At 53.5% G+C, this 21,247-nt stretch carries 14 protein-coding genes; 9 read left to right on the plus strand and 5 right to left on the minus strand.

The window, feature by feature from the left end; all coding sequences use genetic code 11:
* Nucleotides 1-10: 10 nt before the first annotated feature.
* The 3 genes from F608_RS31935 (at nt 11) to F608_RS0113780 (ending at nt 6,892) form a co-directional block, all read left to right on the plus strand.
* Nucleotides 11-3,505, plus strand: coding sequence for an efflux RND transporter permease subunit (locus F608_RS31935; RefSeq protein ID WP_022666233.1), 3,495 nt, complete (start codon nt 11-13; stop codon nt 3,503-3,505).
* Entirely contained in the window at nt 3,502-3,990 is a 489-nt protein-coding gene (locus tag F608_RS0113770; RefSeq protein ID WP_022666234.1) for a hypothetical protein, read from the plus strand. The genes F608_RS31935 and F608_RS0113770 overlap by 4 nt, the downstream gene beginning before the upstream one ends.
* A gap of 1,042 nt (nt 3,991-5,032) precedes the next feature.
* On the plus strand, nt 5,033-6,892 hold the full coding sequence (locus F608_RS0113780; protein WP_022666236.1) for an L-lactate permease: 1,860 nt from the start codon (nt 5,033-5,035) through the stop codon (nt 6,890-6,892).
* Between the two features lie 102 nt (nt 6,893-6,994).
* Here F608_RS0113780 and F608_RS0113785 read toward each other — a convergent pair whose 3' ends face one another.
* From F608_RS0113785 to lnt, 3 genes are all read right to left on the minus strand, one after another.
* Nucleotides 6,995-7,549: an HD domain-containing protein gene (locus F608_RS0113785; protein ID WP_027362738.1), complete on the minus strand. Its 555-nt coding sequence runs from the start codon at nt 7,547-7,549 to the stop codon at nt 6,995-6,997.
* A 15-nt stretch (nt 7,550-7,564) separates the two neighbouring features.
* A protein-coding gene (gene prfB / locus F608_RS0113790) for a peptide chain release factor 2 (protein ID WP_208599538.1) occupies nt 7,565-8,657 on the minus strand; the annotation gives its coding sequence in 2 pieces (ribosomal slippage) (nt 7,565-8,587 and nt 8,589-8,657; 1,092 coding nt in all).
* Between the two features lie 2 nt (nt 8,658-8,659).
* Nucleotides 8,660-10,252, minus strand: coding sequence for an apolipoprotein N-acyltransferase (gene lnt, locus F608_RS0113795; protein ID WP_022666237.1), 1,593 nt, complete (start codon nt 10,250-10,252; stop codon nt 8,660-8,662).
* A 92-nt stretch (nt 10,253-10,344) separates the two neighbouring features.
* Here lnt and F608_RS0113800 point away from each other — a divergent pair, with 92 nt between their 5' ends.
* A complete protein-coding gene (locus F608_RS0113800; protein WP_027362741.1) occupies nt 10,345-11,955 on the plus strand; it encodes a hybrid sensor histidine kinase/response regulator in 1,611 nt (536 codons plus the stop codon).
* A gap of 177 nt (nt 11,956-12,132) precedes the next feature.
* Here the strand turns inward: F608_RS0113800 and fabG are convergent, their stop codons facing one another.
* A complete protein-coding gene (gene fabG, locus F608_RS0113805; RefSeq protein ID WP_022666239.1) occupies nt 12,133-12,879 on the minus strand; it encodes a 3-oxoacyl-ACP reductase FabG in 747 nt (248 codons plus the stop codon).
* Between the two features lie 337 nt (nt 12,880-13,216).
* Between fabG and F608_RS0113810 the strand changes: the two genes are divergently transcribed.
* The 5 genes from F608_RS0113810 to recD2 all read left to right on the plus strand — a co-directional run bounded on the left by F608_RS0113810 (nt 13,217) and on the right by recD2 (nt 19,737).
* Entirely contained in the window at nt 13,217-13,669 is a 453-nt protein-coding gene (locus tag F608_RS0113810; protein WP_022666240.1) for an Hsp20/alpha crystallin family protein, read from the plus strand.
* 27 nt (nt 13,670-13,696) lie between these two features.
* A complete protein-coding gene (gene lon / locus F608_RS0113815) occupies nt 13,697-16,048 on the plus strand; it encodes an endopeptidase La (protein WP_022666241.1) in 2,352 nt (783 codons plus the stop codon).
* On the plus strand, nt 16,045-16,851 hold the full coding sequence (locus F608_RS0113820; RefSeq protein WP_208599539.1) for a septal ring lytic transglycosylase RlpA family protein: 807 nt from the start codon (nt 16,045-16,047) through the stop codon (nt 16,849-16,851). The genes lon and F608_RS0113820 overlap by 4 nt, the downstream gene beginning before the upstream one ends.
* A 3-nt stretch (nt 16,852-16,854) precedes the next feature.
* Complete coding sequence (gene gmhB / locus F608_RS0113825) at nt 16,855-17,451, plus strand: D-glycero-beta-D-manno-heptose 1,7-bisphosphate 7-phosphatase (protein WP_022666243.1); 597 nt, start codon at nt 16,855-16,857, stop codon at nt 17,449-17,451.
* Between the two features lie 66 nt (nt 17,452-17,517).
* Nucleotides 17,518-19,737 (plus strand): SF1B family DNA helicase RecD2, encoded by a 2,220-nt coding sequence (gene recD2, locus F608_RS0113830; protein WP_022666244.1) that lies wholly within the window; start codon nt 17,518-17,520, stop codon nt 19,735-19,737.
* Nucleotides 19,738-19,742: 5 nt separating this feature from the next.
* Here recD2 and F608_RS0113835 read toward each other — a convergent pair whose 3' ends face one another.
* A complete protein-coding gene (locus tag F608_RS0113835) occupies nt 19,743-21,053 on the minus strand; it encodes a YfiM family lipoprotein (RefSeq protein ID WP_022666245.1) in 1,311 nt (436 codons plus the stop codon).
* Nucleotides 21,054-21,247 lie beyond the last annotated feature (194 nt).

The raw sequence follows: 21,247 nt of genomic DNA on the forward strand, positions 1-21,247 counted from the left end.
GGAAGCCGTGATGATTGAAAAGATAATCGAGTGGTCTGTTCAGAATAAATTCATGGTGGTGCTGGCCACGGTTTTTGTCATTGCCGGAGGAATTCTGGCCATGATCCATACCCCCCTGGACGCCATCCCCGATCTCTCCGACGTCCAGGTTATTATTTACACGGAATATCCGGGCCAGGCCCCCCAGGTGGTGGAGGACCAGGTGACCTATCCCCTGACAACGGCCATGCTCAGTGTGCCCTTTGCCAAGGTGGTCCGGGGGTATTCCTTTTTCGGCTACTCTTTTGTCTATCTGATCTTTGAGGACGGGACAGATATCTACTGGGCCAGGTCAAGGGTCATGGAGTATCTCAACTTTGTCTCCGGCCGCCTGCCCGACGGCGTGACCCCCAGCCTGGGTCCGGATGCAACGGGTGTGGGCTGGGTCTATGAATATATTCTTCAGGATACAAATGGAAACACCGACCTGCAGCAGCTCAGGTCCCTCCAGGACTGGTTTGTGCGCTATGAGCTGACAGCGGTTCCCGGGGTCTCGGAAGTGGCCAGTATCGGCGGTTTTGTCAAACAATACCAGGTGGAGGTGGATCCCAACAAGCTGCTCTCCTATAACATCCCCATCCAGAAAATCAAAATGGCCATCCAGCGCTCCAACGCCGATGTGGGCGGCAAACTCATTGAAATGGCGGAAACCGAGTTCATGGTCAGGGGACTGGGATATATCCAGTCCATAAAGGACCTGGAGCAGATCGCAGTTGCCTTTGACGATAAGGGAACCCCCATCCTGCTCAAGGATATCGCCAATATCCAGATCGGTCCGGAACTGCGGCGGGGAATTCTTGAATGGAACGGTGAGGGAGAGGCCGTGGGCGGGGTCGTGGTCATGCGGTACGGGGAAAACGCCCTGGAAGTGATCCAGCGGGTCAAACAAAAGCTTGGGGAGCTTGAAAAAGGGCTTCCCGACGGGGTTGAGATCGTCACCGGCTATGACCGGTCCGCCCTTATCGAGCGGGCAGTGGATACCCTCAAGGGAAAGCTGACCGAAGAGATGATGGTTGTGGCCGTCATCTGTATCCTCTTTCTGCTCCACTTCCGGTCGGCTTTTGTGGCCATATTCACCCTGCCGGTGGGGATATTGATGTCCTTTATGATCATGTATCCTTTTGGTATCAATGCCAATATCATGAGCCTGGGGGGAATTGCCATCGCCATCGGGGTGATGGTGGATGCGTCCATCGTCATGGTGGAGAATGCCCATAAACACCTGGAGCGGGACAAAGGAGATCTGCCCCACACCCGGATCATCATCAATTCAGCCAAGGAAGTCGGGCCGGCTCTTTTTTTCAGCCTGCTCATCATCACGGTTTCCTTTCTGCCCGTGTTCAGCCTCATGGAGCAGTCGGGGCGCCTGTTCCGGCCCCTGGCCTATACCAAGACAACGGCCATGGCCGCCTCTTCAATCCTGGCCATCACCATTATTCCGGTGCTCATGACCTTTTTTGTAAGGGAAAATTCCATTGACCCGCAGCTTCCCAGGTCTCAAAAAGTGAAGATATGGGTACTGGCCATGGCAGGCCCGCCCCTGGCGGTTCTTGTCCTCGGGCTCTCCGGAGTCAGCCTGCCGGACCTGAGCCTGGTGCTGGCCCTGGTGCTTTCCCTGTTTCTCGGAATCTGCCTCTCCCCCCAGAGGATTGTCCCTGAACATAAAAATCCCTTGAACCGGTTTTTGATCCGGATCTATCTGCCCGTGATCAAACAGGTCCTGAAATGGCGAAAGATAACGATCCTGATCTCCCTGGCCGCCGTTGCCGTAACCTGGGTTCCCATGACCCGTGTGGGCAGTGAATTCATGCCGCCCCTGAATGAGGGGGACCTGTTGTACATGCCCACTACCTTGCCGGGAATATCCATCACAAAGGCAAAGGAACTCCTACAGCAGACCGACAAGATCATCCAGCGGTTCCCCGAGGTAAGGAGCACCCTGGGCAAAATCGGCAGGGCAGAGACTTCTACGGATCCGGCGCCCCTGTCCATGATTGAGACCGTGATTACACTCCGGCCCCAGGTTGAGTTTGAGATGATTTCAAAGAAGCGTTTTTTTTCATCCTGGCCAATCTGGTTGAAAAAACCCCTTACCTGGATATGGCCGGAACAGGTCAAGGGAAAGAAGCTCCATGAGTGGCGCAAAAAACCCATTGAACGCTTTTTCTCCGGATGGCCGACCGTGCTCAAAGCTCCCTTTGCCTGGCTGCTGCCTGAAGAGCGGTATATCACCATCCAGGAACTGACCGACGACCTGGAGCAGGCCGTAAAGTTCCCCGGGCTGACCAATGCCTGGACCATGCCCATTAAAACCCGGATCGACATGCTCTCCACGGGCATCAAGACCCCGGTGGGCATAAAAATCATGGGACCGGATCTTACGGTCCTTGCCGGGATCGGGGAAAAGATCGAGGCCATGCTCAGGGATAAAAAGGGCACATTATCGGTATTCTCCGAGCGGGTTACCGGCGGCAATTACCTGGATTTCACCATCAAGAGGGAAGAGATCGCCAGATACGGCCTCCAGGTGGCAGATGTCCAGGATATCATCAAGACAGCCATCGGGGGCATGAACGTGACCCATACCGTTGAGGGGCTGGAGCGGTATCCGGTAAATCTGAGGTATAATAGGAAGTTCCGGGACAACCTTGAGGAACTGCGGCGGGTCATGGTGCCCACACCCTCAGGCGCCCAGCTCCCCCTGATCCAGCTGGCCGATATCAGTATCAAAAAGGGGCCGGCCGGCATCAAGAGTGAGAATTCAAAGCGAAGCGCCTGGGTGTTCGTGGATATCAGGGACATGGACATCGGCACCTATGTCAAACAGGCAAAGGCCCTGGTGGATGAGAACATCAAGCTCCCCGCCGGCTATTCCCTGGTCTGGTCCGGGCAGTACGAGTATATGGAAAAAGCCCGGAAAACCCTGAATATTATTATCCCGGCCACTTTGATGGTGATTTTTATCCTCCTCTATATTCATTTCAGCAATATCATGGAGGTGGTCATCGTCATGGCCAGTCTTCCCTTTGCCCTTTTGGGAGGGTTCTGGCTGATTTACCTTCTGGGGTACAACATGTCCGTTGCCGTGGGGGTGGGATTTATCGCCCTGGCCGGACTGGCCACGGAAACCGGGATCGTCATGCTGGTCTATCTGGACGAGGTGTATGAGCGCCGGCAGAAACGCGGGCAGATGAACTCATCCGATGACCTGCACAGGGCCATCATCGAAGGGGCCGTGGACCGGGTCCGGCCCAAGATCATGACCGTGGCCACCACCCTGATCGGCCTTTTACCGGTCATGTACGGCACCGGTGCCGGATCCCAGATCATGAAGCGGATTGCCGCCCCCATGGTCGGGGGACTGGTGACATCCACCGTCATGACCCTGGTCATCATCCCAGTGATTTACAACTTATGGAAAACCCATGAGATCAACCATAAAACAACACAAGAGAGGCACCTATGAAAATTTTTAAATCCATTTTTATCCTTATCTTTATCTCCCTGTTCATCCCCTGCCCGGGCTCTGCCAAAACCAAAATGGCCGGCCACGATATGTCCGGCCACGGCAACTCCTCGGAACGGATCGGCAACCTCTTCCACGAATCCATGAAGGACGGGTACATGCTGTCCTACTACCTCATGGACATGCGGGAGATGAACCAGAAAAAAGACGCGGCCCATGCCGGCCACGGAGCCAAACAGATGGACAAGCCCCACCACATCATGGTCTATATCATGGACAAGGACCACAACCCTGTAGAAAAGGGCAAGGTGGGGTTTCTTATTAAAAACCATGAAGGAAACAAACAGAAGCTCATGGGCATGGCCATGAGCAAAGGCTTCGGCATCACAGCGGACATGCGGGAAAAAGGAACCTATACCATCACCACCAAGGCCGTCCTGGGGGATGTCAAGCTCATGGACACGTTTACGCACCAGATGGAATAACGAGTCTTTTGATTCCGGGCCTGAAGCAAGGCTTCGGGCCCGGTTTTTGATGATCTCAGATTTTTTTCTGACTGGATTGTCCTGTTCCGGGAAAACCGGGTGGGTTATGGATCAATGGACCCAACCCGGCAGGGGAATTCCGTAAATTCCAATCGTCCTGTCCGGTTGGAATGCAGGAAGCCCCGTGGCTTTCTGTCCCGGCATCCCGGGAGTTTGCGCCGATCCATCTGTCTTCTCTCCCTTGCCTGATCCCACCGGCTTTCCATGCCCCTTCATTCCGATCGATAACCATATTCATATTGCCCCACCCTGCTCGGCCTGCTTCCGTTGATGGCGGGTACGAAACCGGATCCCAGATAGCGGATTGCAGCACCCATGGTGGAGGCCTTGTATTCTCATCCATCCTTACACGGGTGATCCTCCCGGCTGTTTATATGATTTGAAAACATGTGGGCATGACCTGTTTCTTTTCAGTCAAAGGCGCAGAGGCTTGGAAAAGGGGCTATATCGCTGTTCTCAAAACAAGATTCCGATTCATGCCGGGAGGAGCAGAGCCCAAAAAAAATAAAGGAACATACTTTTGGGAATCGCTATCGCTGTTATAGGTCCTTAGTGATATTGGCCTTGGTATAAGAGTACTATGGTCCTACCAGAACAGAAAAACCATAAAATCCAGACCTTACCCAGAGTTTCTTTTCTGGGTTGATACTCTTTGTTTAAATACTTTTTAAATTCTTCTTGACAACGCAGGACCTTGGGGATTATAGCATGCCCGGATGCATATAACACTGGTCTAGCCAGATGCCAATTTTCTTGGCTGTGGTCTAGGAACCCGGATGCAATTGCCAGGGTTTGAGGCCTGGGTTATGGGCAAACGGCAAAGTATACCAAAACAACGAGGAGGCTTCAAAATAGTAAAGAGTTAATTAAAAAACCATCACTTAAAGTGAAAGACATAGGTTTGTCCGGTTTGCCTCTTGGGGTGAGCCGGGGATCCCGGTAATTCATCATTTAAGTTTAATGAAATTAGGAAGGAAGTGTTATGAGTGTCGGATTGCAAGGTTTATTGGCATTGCTGCCCATTATTGTGGTGGCGGTTTTCTTGGTTGGGATGAAATGGCCGGCAAGTAAGGCCATGCCCCTATCGTATATTACCGTTGTGGTGGTGGGATACTTTATCTGGGGACTGTCAGGAGCACAGATCCTTGGGGGTACCATCAAGGGTCTTGTGGTGGCCGGAGGGTTGTTGTACATCATCTTCGGCTCTATTCTCCTTTTAAATACATTGCAGGAGAGCGGCGGTCTTCAGCAGATTCGTAACGGATTTACGGACATTACCAAAGACCGCCGGATCCAGGTGATCATTGTTGCCTGGCTTTTCGGTTGTTTTATCGAAGGCGCTTCCGGATTCGGAACCCCTGCCGCAGTGGCGGTTCCCCTGATGGTCGGGCTCGGCTTCCCCGCATTGGGAGCGGTTGTTTCCGGTTTGATTATCCAGAGCACCCCGGTTTCCTTCGGTGCCGTCGGCACCCCCATGCGGGTGGGCGTAGGATCCGGCCTGGGCAACGGCAGCGAGACCATTGTCAATGATTTCGCCGCCAAACTGGGCTTTCATATTGTCGATGCCGCAGGGCAGTTCAACAGTCTTGCCTATGATCATTTCATCGCCTTTATCGCAGCAAAGGTCGCGCTCCTCCATTTTATTGCCGGTGCGTTGATCCCCCTTTTTCTGGTGGCCTTTTTAACCAAATTGTTCGGCAAGAACAAATCCTTTACCGAAGGACTTGCCGTCTGGCCCTTTGCTATTTTTTCCGCCTTTGCCATGACCGTTCCCTATGTTCTTGTGGGAACCTTTATCGGCCCTGAGTTCCCCTCCATGATCGGCGGTGCTGTCGGCCTGTTTATCGTTATTACGGCAGCCAAAAATAAATTCCTCCTGCCCAAGGGAAAACCCTGGGATTTTGAGGAGAAAGCCAAGTGGGAGGAATCATGGACCGGCAGCATTGAGATTAAAGATATCGGCAAACCCGGCGGCATGTCCGGTGCCATGGCATGGGCACCCTACGGGATGATCGCAGCCCTTCTGCTGTTCACCCGCCTGACCCCTCCGGTCACTGCATTCCTGAAATCCTTGACCATCAAGTTCCCGGCCATTGCAGGCATCGGGTCCAGTTTCGCCTTTGGCTATTCCCCGGGCAGCGTATTTGTCGTGGTCTCCCTGCTCACCTTTTTTCTCCACGGCATGAAAGGGGATGCCTATGCAAGGGCGTGGAAAACTTCCGCCAAAACCATGATCGGTGCCGGTACCGCCCTGGTATTCACGGTTCCCATGGTGCAGGTCTTTATCAATTCCGGCGGCGGAACCGCCGGGTTTGACAAGATGCCCTATGCCCTGGCCGCAGCCACATACGCCATTTCCGGCGGATTGTGGCCCCTGCTTTGCACCATCATCGGCGGACTGGGCGCCTTTGTGGCCGGGTCCAATACGGTCAGCAATATGACCTTTTCCCTGTTCCAGTTCAAGACCGCCCAGCTTATTGTGGACGGGAATCCCGCGCTGGCTGCCAACGCCATGCAGTGGCCCACCTGGATCGTAGCCCTGCAGGCCATCGGCGGCGCTGCCGGAAACACCATCTGTATCCATAATATCGTTGCGGCATCCGCCGTTGTGGGACTGCTCGGCAAGGAAGGGGTTGTGGTCAGAAAGACCTTCATGGTCTTTCTTTACTATTGCATCATTCCCGGAGCCATCGGCTACTCCTATCTCTATTGGAATGCCAAGGGCTTCATGAATCTGGGAACCGGTATCCTCATCGTATTCCTGGCAGCCCTGACCTATCTATTGTCCTCTAACAAGAGCCGGCTTCAGGATCTGTCCAGAAGCGCCGGAACCCATGGGTAACCCGTAAGTTTTTTTCGTTTGCTTTGCCGCACAAGCTGGCGGCACCGTTGAAAGTTAAAACGGTGCCGCCATTTTTGTCTGTACAAAAGGATAACCCGGATTTTACCCCAGCTGAAATTCTTCGGCCCAGCCGGCGAACCGCCGGGCGTGATCCGGGCTGATTTTTTCAAGCTTTTCCGTTATCTTCCCGGCAGTCATGGGTAGATTGTTTTTTGGGGGACTTTTAGAGAAGTACTTGTCCGCACAGCAGATGATCTTTTCCGCAAGACTCACCGGGACCATGTCCCGCTGGGGAAGGGGAAGATCGTTGCGGATGATGTTGGAAAGGGTGATGCCGGCCCCGGTGTGGCGCTCCGCCACCAGTCCGTAGGCCGGGTCAAGGCCCTCCTGGTCCAGGATCTGCCGGCCCAGAAAACCGTGGCAGATATAGGGAAGATCCCCGTTGCAGCCGATGGATTCGGAACGGGTCTTAAAAATGCCGATGTCGTGGAGAATGGCGGCCTTTTCAATGAAATCAAGATCCACCTGCCATGAGGCGGGCAGGTTCCCTGCGATCTCCAGGCTTTTTTCGGCCACCTTGACCCCGTGATCCTTGAGAATGGCGCTGAGCCGGGAACCCGGGGCATAGTACTTGTCTATGATGAGAAAAGGATCCATAGTATCCGGAAAAATTCAGGAGGAGAGGAGCACCCCTTCGATAAAGGGATCAAGATCCCCATTCAGGACCCGGTCCACATCCCCGATCTCATGGTCGGTGCGGTGATCCTTCACCATCCGGTAGGGGTGGAGCACATAGGAGCGGATCTGGTTGCCGAATGCGATCTCGTCCTTGCCGTCGTGGAGGCTCTGCATCTTTTTGTCCTGCTTTTCCTGTTCCAGGCGGTGAAGCCTGGACTTGAGGACCTTCATGGCGATCTCCTTGTTCCGGTGCTGGGAGGGTTCCTGCTGGCACTGGACCACCACCCCCGTGGGCAGATGGGTGATTCGGACGGCGGAGCTGGTCTTGTTGACGTGCTGGCCGCCGGCCCCGCTGGCCCGGTATACGTCGATCCTGAGATCTCCTTCGTCGATGTCTATTTTAATTTCGTCCTTGATTTCAGGATAGACAAAGACCGAGGCAAAGGAGGTGTGGCGCTTTCCGCTGGCGTTGAAGGGAGAGATGCGGACCAGACGGTGGACCCCGGACTCCACCTTCATGAATCCGAAGCAATTCTGTCCTGTTACGCGAAGGGTAACGCCTTTGATGCCGGCCTCATCCCCGGGCTGGTAATCGATGATCTGCATCTTATACCCTTTTTTGTCGATCCACCGGGTATACATTCGGAACAGCATCTCGGCCCAGTCCTGGGAATCGGTTCCCCCGGCTCCGGCATTGATGGAGACCAGCGCGTCCCGGGCATCGTCTTCATTGTCCAGGGTAATATCAATGGAGAATTTCTTGATTTTTTTTTCAAGCTTTTCCACCAGGCGGGCCACCTCTGCCTCGCTTTCACTGTCTTCTTCTTCCCGGGCCAGTTCCAGGAGGATCCCGGCATCTTCTATTTCCTCAAAGATCAGGGTGCAGGTTTCCACCAGGTTGGAAAGGGTGGTTCTCTCCTTTAACAGCTCGGTGGCCCTGTCTGCGTCGTTCCAGAAATCTTCTTTGGCGATGAAATGTTCCAGTTCCCGGAGGCGTTTTTCCTTGACAGGAAGGTCAAAGATACTCCTTGAGTTTGTCTGCTTTGGCGGTAATGGCTGAGATGGTCTGTTTTAATTCTGCGCTCATTTTCAGGTTCTCCTCAAGGGTTTTTTCACCACTTTTACCATAAAAGCGGCTGAAATTGCAACCAGGGCCGCCAGGACAAGGACAAAGGGATGCCGGGTGTAAAAGGAAATTTCCCTGAGCACGGGAATCTGCCTTACCAATACCCGGTCCTGGAACAGCCCGGTCCGGTCAAGAATCCGTCCCCCGGGGCCGATAAAGCCGGAGATGCCGGAGTTGGCCGCCCTGGCAACGCTTCTGCGGTTCTCCACGGCCCGGAGTACGGCAATGGAAAAATGCTGGGCCGGTGCGGAGGTGCGGCCGAACCAGGCATCATTGGTCATGGTGGTCAGAAAGTCTGCCCCGTTTCTGACAAATTCCCGGGACAGGGAGGGGAAAAGAATCTCAAAACAGATCAGGACCCCTGTGCTGTGTTCATCTCCCTGCCGGGTGGTGAATTGTAAAGGGGCAAACCCGGTTGTTCCGGGGGAGAAGTCCCCGGCCTCCTGGGTAAGCTTTTCCATGAAGGCCAGATATTTTCCAAAGGGAACATACTCTCCAAAGGGAACCAGATGGACCTTGTCATAGTGGCCCCGTACCAGGGAAAGGGAATCGAGCATATAGGCCCGGTTAAAATAGGAGAGACTCTGCCCGTCTCTCTCAAATGCCGGGCTTCCGATGAGAAAAGGGGTCCTTGCCTTGCGGACAACTTGATCGATCCGGTTGGAAAGGGCCGTGTCGTACCCGTAGTAAAAGGGCAGGGCGGTCTCGGGCCAGATAATCAGATCCGGTTTTGATGTTGAGGCGGTAAGGGAAAGGGACGCGTATTTGTCAATGGTTTCCTGTTTAAAGGCCGGGCTCCACTTTAAATCCTGGCGGATATTGCCCTGGACCAGGGCGATGCCGATTTGGGGAGCCGATTCAATGGCCCGGTCCATGTCCAGGATTCTGGTTTTTCCGTAGAAAAAAGCCCCGGCAAAAAGGGGCAGGATATAGAACAGGCATGCCCAGGCCCGGATTTTGGAGCCCGGCCGGGAGCGGCCGGAGGGGGTTTTAAAAAACAGCCACAGGGAGGCCAAAAGATAATTGGAGAGCAGGATCAGAAAAGAGAGTCCCAGAACCCCGGTCAGGTCCGCCGTCTGGACCAGGGTCAGGTTGGCATATTGGGTGTAACCCAGGACCCCCCAGGGAAATCCGGTAAAGACATGGGTCCTGGTAAATTCCAGGCCGACCCAGACAAAGGCGCCCAATAGGGGCTGAAACAGGGGATGGGGATCCAGTTTTTTCATTATAAAAGCAAACAGGGCCGGGAAAAGGGAAAGATATAAGCTTAAAAGAATGAGGGCCGAGGAAGAAAGCAGGGGGTGGAGTCCGCCGTAGGTGGACAGGGTGGGAATAATCCAGTAGATGAGGGTGATATAATGAACCAGACCTGTCACAAGCCCGGCATAAAATGCCTGACCGGCTTCCAGGGAATCTACAGCGACCAGAAAGGGAACCAGGGCGGCAAAGGCCAGAAACCCCAGTCCCGGATTCGGAAAACAGGCAGTGAGCATCAATCCGCTCAAAAGGGAGGGGAAATATTTTATCGCCGGCAGCAGGCAGACTTTCTTTATCATTATTTAACCCTTAAATTTTTTCAAAAAGTCTGCTATACTTATCAATTAGTCAATTCCGAGTCAATTTAAAGAAAACGGGAGCACCGGCGGCCATGACCGTTCAAAGCTCTAAACCAGATGCAAACAGGATCCAGAGACTGATGGAACAGATCGGGCCATGTGGATGCACCGATGTTCCGGAAGCCGAGTGCCTGACCCTCAACCAGATGAAGACCCTTTTGGCCGCCTCCCCTGCCGGCATAGGCATTGCCGTGGACCGGGTCCTTACCTGGGCCAACGATAATTTATACGCCATGCTTGGATATGAGCACGGCTCCCTCAGCGGAAAAAACGTGCGGATTCTCTATCCCAGCGAAACCGAGTATGAACGCACCTGCAGCCAGTTAATGTCAGGCATTCAAAAATACGGTACAGCCGTGGCGGAAACCCGGCTGGCCAGAAAGGACGGGTCTGCTTTTGACTGCAGGATAAGATCTTCAAAGCTGGACCCTTCTAATTCAGGGAAGGGGACCGTGGTCGTGGTCACGGATATCTCCGAGATTAAAAGTCTTCAGATTCAGCTTCAGCAGGCCCAGAAAATGGAAGCCATCGGTGTCCTTGCCGGAGGAATCTCCCATGATTTTAACAATATTCTCATGGGGATCCAGGGGCACCTTTCCCTGATGCGCATTAATCTGACCGCCACGGAAAAGGTGGCCTCCCATGTCAAGCAGATCGGGAAACTGGTGGGCACGGCCGCAGAACTGACCAACCGTCTACTGGGGTTTGCCAGGGGAGGAAAATACCAGATCGAACCCATGGACGCCAATCGTGTGGTCTCCATGGCCCTGGATATTTTCAGATCCACACGAACCGATATCCTCTTCCATGAATCCTATGAAGAAAATCTTTATACCATTGAAGGGGACTATTCCCAGTTGGAACAGGTCTGCCTGAACCTGCTTCTCAACGCATCCGAAGCCATGATCGAGCCGGGGGAGATCTTTGTCTTTACGGAAAACGTCCTGGTGGACAAAGACCATGATTATCATTTCAAGGTGGATCCGGGCCAATACATAAAAATCCGTATAAAAGATACGGGCATGGGCATGAGCAAGGACGTCCAGAAAAAAATATTTGACCCCTTTTTCTCCACCAAGGAGGCCGGCGGACATAAAGGCAGGGGACTGGGCCTGTCCACGGTATTTGGAATCGTGAAGAATCACGGCGGATTCATCATGGTGGAGAGCGATATGGGCAGGGGGGCGGATTTCCAGGTTTTCCTCCCGGCATCGGGTACGAAGACCAGCGGACCGGAAGAAGGCTCCGGGAAAACAGAGGAACTGGATTCCCGGTTCAGGGGATCGGAAACCATTCTCCTGGTGGATGAGGAAGAGGAGATGTTCCATGTGGGAAAAAGTTTTCTCATCAAACTGGGGTATAAGGTGATCACGGCAAGAAGCGGGATCGAGGCTGGGAAAATTTACTCCATGTACGGAGATGAGATTCCCCTGGTGGTTCTGGATACGGCCATGCAGAAGATGACTGTCCAAAAGGTGATTGCCGAAATCAAAAAGATCCGGAAAGATGTGAAAATCATGGTGGCGGCCGGATATGCCCAGGAAGACAGGGAGATCCCCAGCGCCGAATGCAATGGCTTCATCCGCAAACCCTATTCCATGCATGAATTTTCCCGGGCCTTGAGATCTGTCCTGGATCAATAAAGAGCTTTCCACTGGAACTTTTCTAGAATATCCGGGTGGATCCGTTCCAAAAGAAAAACATTCAATTTTGTTCGAGTTCAAGGCGAATAAAAATTATAACCGCAGGCATACGGAAAGTATTTTGAGGATTATAATTTTTATCCAACGCAGGAATCGGGCAAAAGGGGATGTTTTTCCTTAGATCATGCCTCCGTTGACGCCTATAACCTGGCCGTTGACATAGGCCGCTTTTGGGCTGCATAAAAAGGAAACCAGGGCGGCCACTTCTCCGGGTTTTCCCAGCCGTCCGGCCGGGATGGTCTTTGCGATTTCCTCCCTATCCATTCCTTGAATCATGTCCGTTTCAATGAACCCCGGAGCAACGGCGTTCACCGTGATCCCCCGGTTCCCCACTTCCCGGGCCAGGGCCTTTGTGGCGCCGATAAGGCCGGCCTTGGACGCAGAGTAGTTGACCTGGCCCGGATTTCCGGTCTGCCCGGCTGCGGAGGTGATGTTGATGATTCTTCCGGTCCGGTTCTTCAGCATATATTTTACTACGGGTTTGGTTACATGAAAAAATCCGGTGAGATTGGTATCAATGACCCGCTGCCAGGACTCTTTTTTCATCATGGCCAGGAGTCGATCATCCCGGATTCCGGCATTGTTGACCAGGATATCGATCCGGTTTCTCTCCCTGACGATCTCTTTTACAGCCTGTTCGCAGGCATCCTGATCGGTCTGGTCAAACTGGAGGAGGCGGGCTTCTCCGTTTTCGGCAAGGATGGCCTCCAGGGTTTTTTGGGCGGTTTCCCGGCCGGACCGGTAATTGATGTAAACAAAGATTCCCCGTCTGGAGAGATCCATGGCAACGGCCCTGCCGATACCCCTGCCCGCCCCTGTCACCAAGGCGGTCCGGTCTTCATTCCTGTCTGTATTTGCCTTCATGGTCCTTTGCCTTTTCTTTTACGGGTCCAAAATCATCCAAGGTTGAATCTGAAATATAAACTTGTCATGGGGTTTATGCAAGTTCCAGGGTGGACAAACCCAGGGCATGCAGGTTTACCATCCTTTCGCGGAAAGACGGTTAGAGCCCGTAAAAATCCTTCCCTCAGGAAAGCGGAAGCCCTGCGGCCGGCATTGGGTATTGAGGACAACCCGGACCCGGTCAGAGTAATCGCAAATATTGAAATTCTCAGGGGATTTTCAATTGAGCTTTACAATATCCGTCCCAAATGGTATTTTTTAAGGAGTATCTTATTATAGGTGCATCAGGAGTCTTTTTATGAAACATATTGAGATAAGGTTCGGGGATAACCTTGAGACACACGCTCCAGAAGAGAAATCTTTTGACGAGATGTTTCAAGCGGTCAACCCCATGTTCTGCTTTTCAAAGCGCGTCTGGAAACCCCAGATGGATATATTTGAAACCCGGACGGAAATTATTATCCAGGCGGAGATCGCGGGCGTGAACAAGGAAGATATCGTCATAGAGGTATCGGGCAAGGCTGTAAAGATCTCCGGGTCCAGAAAAAACCGCCAGCCCCATCCAACGGCCACTTACAGGCTGGCTGAAATTCAATTCGGCCAGTTCGAGAGAGTCCTTTACCTGCCCAGCGTCATTGACGTGGACAAGGTCTCGGCCACTTTTTCCAACGGCTTTCTCAAGCTGACCCTGGGAAAATTTCTCACCCGGGACTTCCAGCATGAAAAAAATGTTTCCATAGACTTTGCTTAAATCCTAGGCTTCCAAAAAGGACTTTCCATGGAGGATATCAGACACCCCTCGGCCCAGATCTCCACAAACGACATCCCCGGCATCATCCCCATTCTTCCCATTGTTGATACCAATCTCTTCCCCAAGATGGTTCTGCCCTTGGTTTTGATCCAGAAGGAGGCCATTGATCTCATTGACGAAGCCATGGCCGGCAACCGGATGCTCGGTCTTTTGCTCTCCCGGCGTTCGGATATCGATTCCAAGCACACGGCCGACGATCTTTACCGGATCGGGGCCGTGGCCGTAATCCTGAAGATGTCCAAGATGGAGGATGAAAAGGCCCAGCTTCTCATCCAGGGCCTTAACCGCTTCAAGGTGACCCGGTATATCCAGGGAAAGCCCTATATGCAGGCTGAAATAGAAGTCATGGAAAGCCGGAACATCGATCCCAGCGTTGAAAACCGGGCCCTGATGGCCAATATTGTCGAACAGTATGAGAAGATCGTTGACCTTTCCCCGGGCCTGCCTTCTGAACTGGGCCAGATGATCAAGTCCCTCCAGGAACCCAATGCCCTGGCCGACATGGTGGCTTCCACCATCAACGCGCCGGTGAGGGAGAAGCAAAAGGTCCTCGAACTTCTGGACGTGACCCGCAGGCTGAAAAAGGTCACCCGCCTGGTCAATGATCAGCTTGAAATCCTTGAGATGGGATCCAAGATTCAAAGTCAGGTCAAGGAAGACATGGACAAGCGCCAGCGGGAGTACTACCTTCGCCAGCAGCTCAAGGCCATCAAGGATGAACTGGGGGAATCCGAGGACGAGAGCGTTGAGATCCTGGAGTATCAGACCCTGATACGAAAGAAGAAGCTTCCCGACGAGGCCCGCAAGGAAGCGGAAAGAGAACTCCAGCGCCTGGCCCGGATGCACCCCTCCTCTTCGGAGTACGTGGTGGCTTCCACCTACCTGGACTGGCTGACCACCCTGCCCTGGAATGAGGCCTCAAAAGACAGGCTGGATATTCAGAAGGCCCGGCAGGTGTTGAACCAGGATCATTACGGCCTGGAAAAACCCAAAAAGAGGATCCTTGAGTACCTGGCCGTCAGAAAGCTGAAAAAAGATTCCAAGGGGCCCATTCTCTGTTTTGCCGGTCCTCCGGGTACGGGGAAAACCTCCCTGGGCAGGTCCATTGCCCGGGCCCTGGGACGGGAGTTTGTCCGGATTGCCCTGGGAGGCGTAAGGGACGAAGCCGAGATCCGGGGACATCGAAGGACCTATGTGGGCGCCCTTCCGGGAAGGATCATCCAGCACCTGAGAAAGGCCGGCAAAAAAAATCCCGTGTTCATGCTGGACGAGATAGACAAGGTCGACTCTTCCTACCATGGAGATCCCTCCTCCGCCCTTCTGGAGGTTCTGGACCCGGAGCAGAATTTCTCCTTTTCCGACCACTACCTGGATGTTCCCTTTGACCTCTCCGATGTCATGTTCCTGACCACGGCCAATGTCCTCCATACCATTCCGGCTCCCCTGAGAGACCGCATGGAGGTTCTGGAGCTGAACGGGTACACCGAGGATGAAAAGCTCAAGATCGCCACCCGGTATCTGATCCCGAGGCAGCGGGAAGCCAACGGGCTCAACGCCACCCAGATCAAAATCACATCCGGGGCCGTGAAGAAGATCATCTCCGGCTATACCCGGGAGTCGGGCCTGCGGAACCTGGAACGGGAAATCGGAACCATCTGCCGGGGTGTGGCAGCCAAGATCGCCGAAGAAAAGGCCGAGAGCCTGATCATCGGCCAGAAAGAGATCCGGGAGTACCTGGGGCCGGTTAGGAACATGCCCGACCTTGCCCTGAGAATCAAGAATCCCGGGGTGGTGGTGGGCCTGGCCTGGACCCCGGTGGGAGGGGAGATCCTCTTTGTGGAGGCCGTTGCCATGAAAGGCGGCAAAGGGCTCACCCTGACCGGACAGCTCGGGGATGTGATGAAGGAATCGGCCTCCACGGCTCTGAGCTATATCCGGGCCAATGCCGGAAAGCTCAAGGTAAAAGACTCTTTTTTTGAAACCCATGATATCCATATCCACGTTCCCGAAGGCTCCATTCCCAAGGACGGACCCTCTGCCGGGATCACCATGCTCACGGCTCTGGTTTCCCTGATCTGCGAAAAAAAGATCCGGCCCCGCCTGGCCATGAGCGGCGAAATCACCCTGAGGGGGGAGCTGCTGCCCGTGGGAGGGATCAAGGAAAAGGTGATCGCCGCCCACAGGGCCGGGATCCGGTCCATTATCCTGCCCCTGTGGAACGAGAAAGACATGGAAGACGTCCCCGACCATATCAAGACCCAGATGGATTTTTATTTTACCGACCAGATGGAGAAAGTACTGGAAAACGCATTTGCATGATGAAACCTGATTTCAGACCCCTGACCGCTGCCCTTGGAATCCTGATCCTGATCGCCCTTTTCATGCCGGGTTGTTCAAAGCATGTGGATTCAGGCTATTCCAGGCATATCCCTCCCGGATCATCGGGAAAACCCTCCTCCGGCAGGGTGCCGGCCACCCAGAAACCCTATCGGATAAAAGGCCGGGAATATGTTCCCATTGCCAGTGCAGACGGGTTTGTCCAGACCGGGAAGGCCTCGTGGTACGGCCGTAAATTCCACGGCCGCAAGACCTCCAACGGCGAGACCTATAATATGTACGCCATGACGGCGGCCCACAAGACCCTGCCCATGGGCACCTGGGTCATGGTTCACAACCTGGAGAACAACCGGCGCATCAAGGTCAGGGTCAATGACCGGGGGCCCTTTGTCCGGGGCAGGATCATTGATCTTTCCTATACCGGGGCAAAAAAAATCGGCATTGTGGGGCCGGGCACGGCAAGGGTGAGGCTCACCGCCCTGGGACGGGCCGTCTCCTATTCCGAGAAGACCAAAGACCCGGTTGAGTTCAAACCCCTCAATTATTGGAAGGGCAATTTCACGGTTCAGGTGGGGGCCTTTAAGAGCCGGGCCAATGCTGAAAATTACAGGGAAAAATTATCCGCCACCTATGAGAATGCCCATATGGTGACCTACGAAGATGACCGGGGGCTCTTTTACCGGGTCAGGATCGGGCGGTTCTCCAATCTCAAGGATGCCCGGCGGTTCAGCGAGAGGATTATGGCCCAGGGGGCTTTTGACAGGGCATTTGCCGTGGGAGAATAGAGCTTGAAGCCAAAAGCAAAAAGTCAAAAGCAAAAAGTCAAAATCGTTTTTCTGGACCGGGACGGGGTGGTTAATGAAGATTCCGCCGAATATATAAAAGAGCCTTCAGAGTTTCATTTTATTCCCCGGAGCCCGGAAGCCGTTGCCCTGCTCAACCGGCACGGATTCGAGGTCATCCTTATCACCAACCAGTCCCTGATCGGGCGGAAAATGGCCGATCTTCAAACCCTTGAGGCGATTTTCCACAAGATGAAAAAAGGAATTCAAGGGGCCGGCGGCCGGATCAGGGATATCTTTTTCTGTCCCCATACCCCGGATCAGGGATGTTCCTGCCGCAAGCCCAGGCCCGGGCTGATCCTTAAAGCGGCCGAGGTCTACGGAATTGATCCGGCAGGAGCCGTCATGGTCGGGGATTCTGCCAAGGATGTGGAGTGCGGGATCAATGCCGGCTGCGGCCTGACCTGCCTGGTGGCCACGGGCAATGGGAGAAACGCCCGGAAAGACCTGGCCCGGAAAGGAATTGTTCCGGACTATTTTGGAGAAGATCTTTACGATGCTGCCCAATGGATCACGAACCATCCAATCGGGTCCAATGAATAGCGGATAACAGGCTTCAGTGATAATGAAATTCATCCCTTATCCTTTATCCTTCATCCTTTTATTCCCATGATCAAAATCAAAGGGGTTCTCACCCGGCTCACATACCAGAATCCGGAAAACCATTATACGGTCTGCCGCATCCGGGTGGATAAGATCCATGATCCCATCACCGTGGTGGGCCATCTGGGCGGAGTGGCAGAGGGGGAAACCCTGGACCTGACCGGGAAATGGATCTCCCATCCCAGGTACGGGGACCAGTTCCAGGCAGACTCTTTTCAGGTCAGTCTGCCGGCCACGGTGTCCGGGATAAGAAAATACCTGGGATCCGGCATGATACAGGGAATTTCCCGGTCCCTGGCCGACCGGATCGTGGACCAGTTCCAAGAGCATACCCTTGAGATCATTGAAAATGAACCCAAAAAGCTCCTGGAGGTCCACGGCATCGGCCGGGCAAAAAAAAGGCTCATTGAAAAGGCCTGGAACACCCATCACTCGGTCCGCAGGGTCATGCAGTTCCTTCAGGATCACGGGGTCGGCATCTCCCATGCCGGCACAATCCTTAAAACTTACGGCCCCAGATCCCTGGACGTACTGGAGACAGACCCCTATCTCATTGCCAGGGATATCCCCGGGATCGACTTCAGGGTCATTGACAGCCTGGCCCGGGCCCGGGGGGTGGAAAAAGAGGATACCCGGCGTCTGTCCACCTGTCTTATCTGCCGCCTTCGGGCCTTTGAGCAGGAGGGCCATGTCTATGCGGAAAAAAAGGATCTTTTTGCCCTCAGTGCCCGGACAGCCGGGGTGAAGCCGGAAGACCTGGAAGAGGCCCTTGACGATCTTGCGGACCAGGAAGAGGTCAAGATCCTGGAGGTGAAAACTGTGGAAGAGCCTGAATCGGACCCGGAAAGAGAAGAGCTTCAGGAACCGGGGGCTTTTCCGGGAAAGATCGAGACCCGGGTTTATTTGAGCCGCCTTTTCCGGGCGGAAACGGGCATTGCCTCCAGGATAAAGGCCCTGCTCTCCATGCCCCGGTCCGGGCATTCCCTGAGCGGGGAGGAGATCCTGGAACAGGTTCTGACCTCCCTGGCCGTGAAATTATCCAAGGAGCAGCTGGAAGTGGTCTCCCGGGTTCTGGCCTGCAAGATATCGGTGATCACCGGCGGTCCCGGCACCGGAAAGACCACCCTGGTCAGGGCCCTGTGCGCGGTTTTTTCAAAGCTGGATCAGACCGTGGTCTTAAGCGCCCCCACAGGCCGGGCAGCCCGCAGGCTTTCCGAGGTGACCGGAAAAAAGGCCTTTACCCTTCACAAGCTCCTGGGATTCAACCAGGAGACCGGCGACTTTGAACGCAATTTCACCAATCCCCTTGCCCTGGACGTCTTTGTGGTGGACGAGGCATCCATGGTGGACACCCTTTTGATGTATCGTGCGGTGGAGGCCCTGCCTGCCCGGGCCCGCCTCATCCTGGTGGGGGACACCTTCCAGCTTCCTTCCGTGGGACCGGGAAATGTCCTGTCCGACATCATCCAATCCGGCCGGGTAGAGAGCTTTTTCCTGACCAAGATATTCAGACAGGCCCAGGAAAGCCCCATCATCACCCATGCCCACTCCATCCGGAACGGGGAAATGCCCGATCTGAAACAGGCCTCCAAAGAGGGCCTCTCGGAATTTTATTTTATTGAAAACCAGGAGCCCGGCAAAGTGGTGGAAACCATTCTGGAACTCTGCGCTCAAAGAATTCCCCATGTTTTTCCCCATGTTGAAGAAGTCCAGGTCCTGACCCCCATGCACCGGGGAGATGCCGGGACCATCAACCTGAACCAGAGGCTCCAGGCCGTTCTAAACCCGGACGGGGAAGGCATCCAGGCCCGGGGCCTTGTGTTCCGGCCGGGGGACAAGGTCATGCACCTGAAAAACAACTATGAAAAAGATGTGTTCAACGGGGATATCGGCCGGGTCCTGGAGGTGGACAGGAAAGAGGGGCAGGTGGTTGTGGATTATGAGGGCAGGTCCGTTGTTTATGACATTCTGGAACTGGACGAACTGACCCTGGCCTATGCCGTTTCAGTCCATAAATCCCAGGGCTCCGAGTATCCGGCCGTGATCATCGCCCTGACCACGGCCCATTTCCCCCTGCTCCAGAGAAACCTGATCTATACGGCCATGACCCGGGGCCGGGAACTGGTCATCATCGTGGGATCCTCCCGGGCCTTTGAAATCGCCTTTGGGAACAATCGCACCGCCCAGCGGCTGTCCGGGCTCAGGGAGATGCTGGTTCAGGAGTAATCAGATCATCTGAACACGCTGCATTCCCCGATTCTTCGGCTGATCTCTTCATCAATCAGGGCATAGGCTTTGGAATCCAGATCCGTATACCGTTTTTTGAATTCAAGCTCCATGATGCCTTCAGGCAGACGATCAATCCGGGGCATGAATTGGCTTTCTCCTTTACTGTTTTTCATTTGCCTTTGAATTCTATTTGCCTGGCTGGGAGAGGCAATGGCTGTTTCACCCAGCATCACGCCTGCCCTGTCTGCTGCAAGATCGGCAAAACTGAATCCGCTTCCCCCATTTGAATCACCCACTTCCTTGGCAATTCCGGCAAATTGGCTCAACTTGGTTCCGGCGGAAACGGCCAGTCCTGCAGAGACAAGGAAATGTTTGACCAGGTCCTCCCTGCCGTAAAGGGTCAACCGGATATCCACCCGGGGTTTGACCTGTTTGAGCTTGTCTGCATTGACCAGAGGGTCCAGTTTCTCTCCGATTACATAGAGGGACAATGCCTGGAGCAATGCCCGGTTTTCCAGCACTGGATCTTTGGAGAGTTCACTTTGTCCCGCAGCGAATTGAAACAGGGGGCGGATCACCCGGGAAAGGGAAATCTTTTTGAGGTGATTCTCCTTGAGAATATCCAATAGTTTTGTCAGCTCATTGGTGTATGTGATGAGTTTGAATTGGTGTTCCGGTGAAACGAGAAGGGTCTTTCCGCTTTCATGGAGCTTTAACAGGGAATCCGGGTTCCACTCATAGATAAAATTCAATTGCTTTTCCCGGATTGAAACGAATCGAAGGGCATCCAGATTTTTCAAAAACAGATTGTAAACCTCCGAGCTTAAAAAATATTGCCCAATGAGGGAAGCCAATGGGGTTATGATTTTTTTGGGAATCTTGAGTTTTCCTATCCGGAAGAAAAAGATTTCAGGCCTGTTTTTGTCCAGTTTCAAAACCAGTTCCGGATTCAGATATTCCCCAAACGGGGTTTTGGGGATTTTTATGGTGGCAAAAAAAGAAATAAAAGGAGCGGACAGGCTGACCTTGGGGAAGATATAATCTTTGCCGGTTAGCTGGGATACCCCGTAATTGGCCAGCAGGTTCAGATCCTGCTCCAGAATACGGATTCTCCGGATTTGCCTGAATCTCATAAATCTTGGTTTGTGAGTGCGGATCAGTTGTTCCACTCTTTTGACCTTGTCAAAAGACAAGGGCGGTCCCTTTTCCACCTGGGGATTTTTTTCAACAATTGAAACAAAGAGAACGGCCGGAGAGATCAGTATAAAGGCAAGAGAGAAGCCGATAAAGTATTTGATGATTGATTTTATCATATTTTTTGTTGGGTTCCATGAAGATTTGAATTCTGATAATTATCAGAGAAGCCTTTTGCCCTGTCAAGGGAATGCTTTGATTCTTACCCATTGCTTGAATCGAAATCCGACACTAAACTTGAAAATTCGGTGCCGTCATAATGGGTGATTTGGACTTTTTCCGATGGCCGGTAAGAAGTGCGAAGAGTCGGACC

Origin of the sequence: Desulfospira joergensenii DSM 10085, from assembly GCF_000420085.1 — a bacterium.
Lineage (GTDB): Bacteria > Desulfobacterota > Desulfobacteria > Desulfobacterales > Desulfobacteraceae > Desulfospira > Desulfospira joergensenii.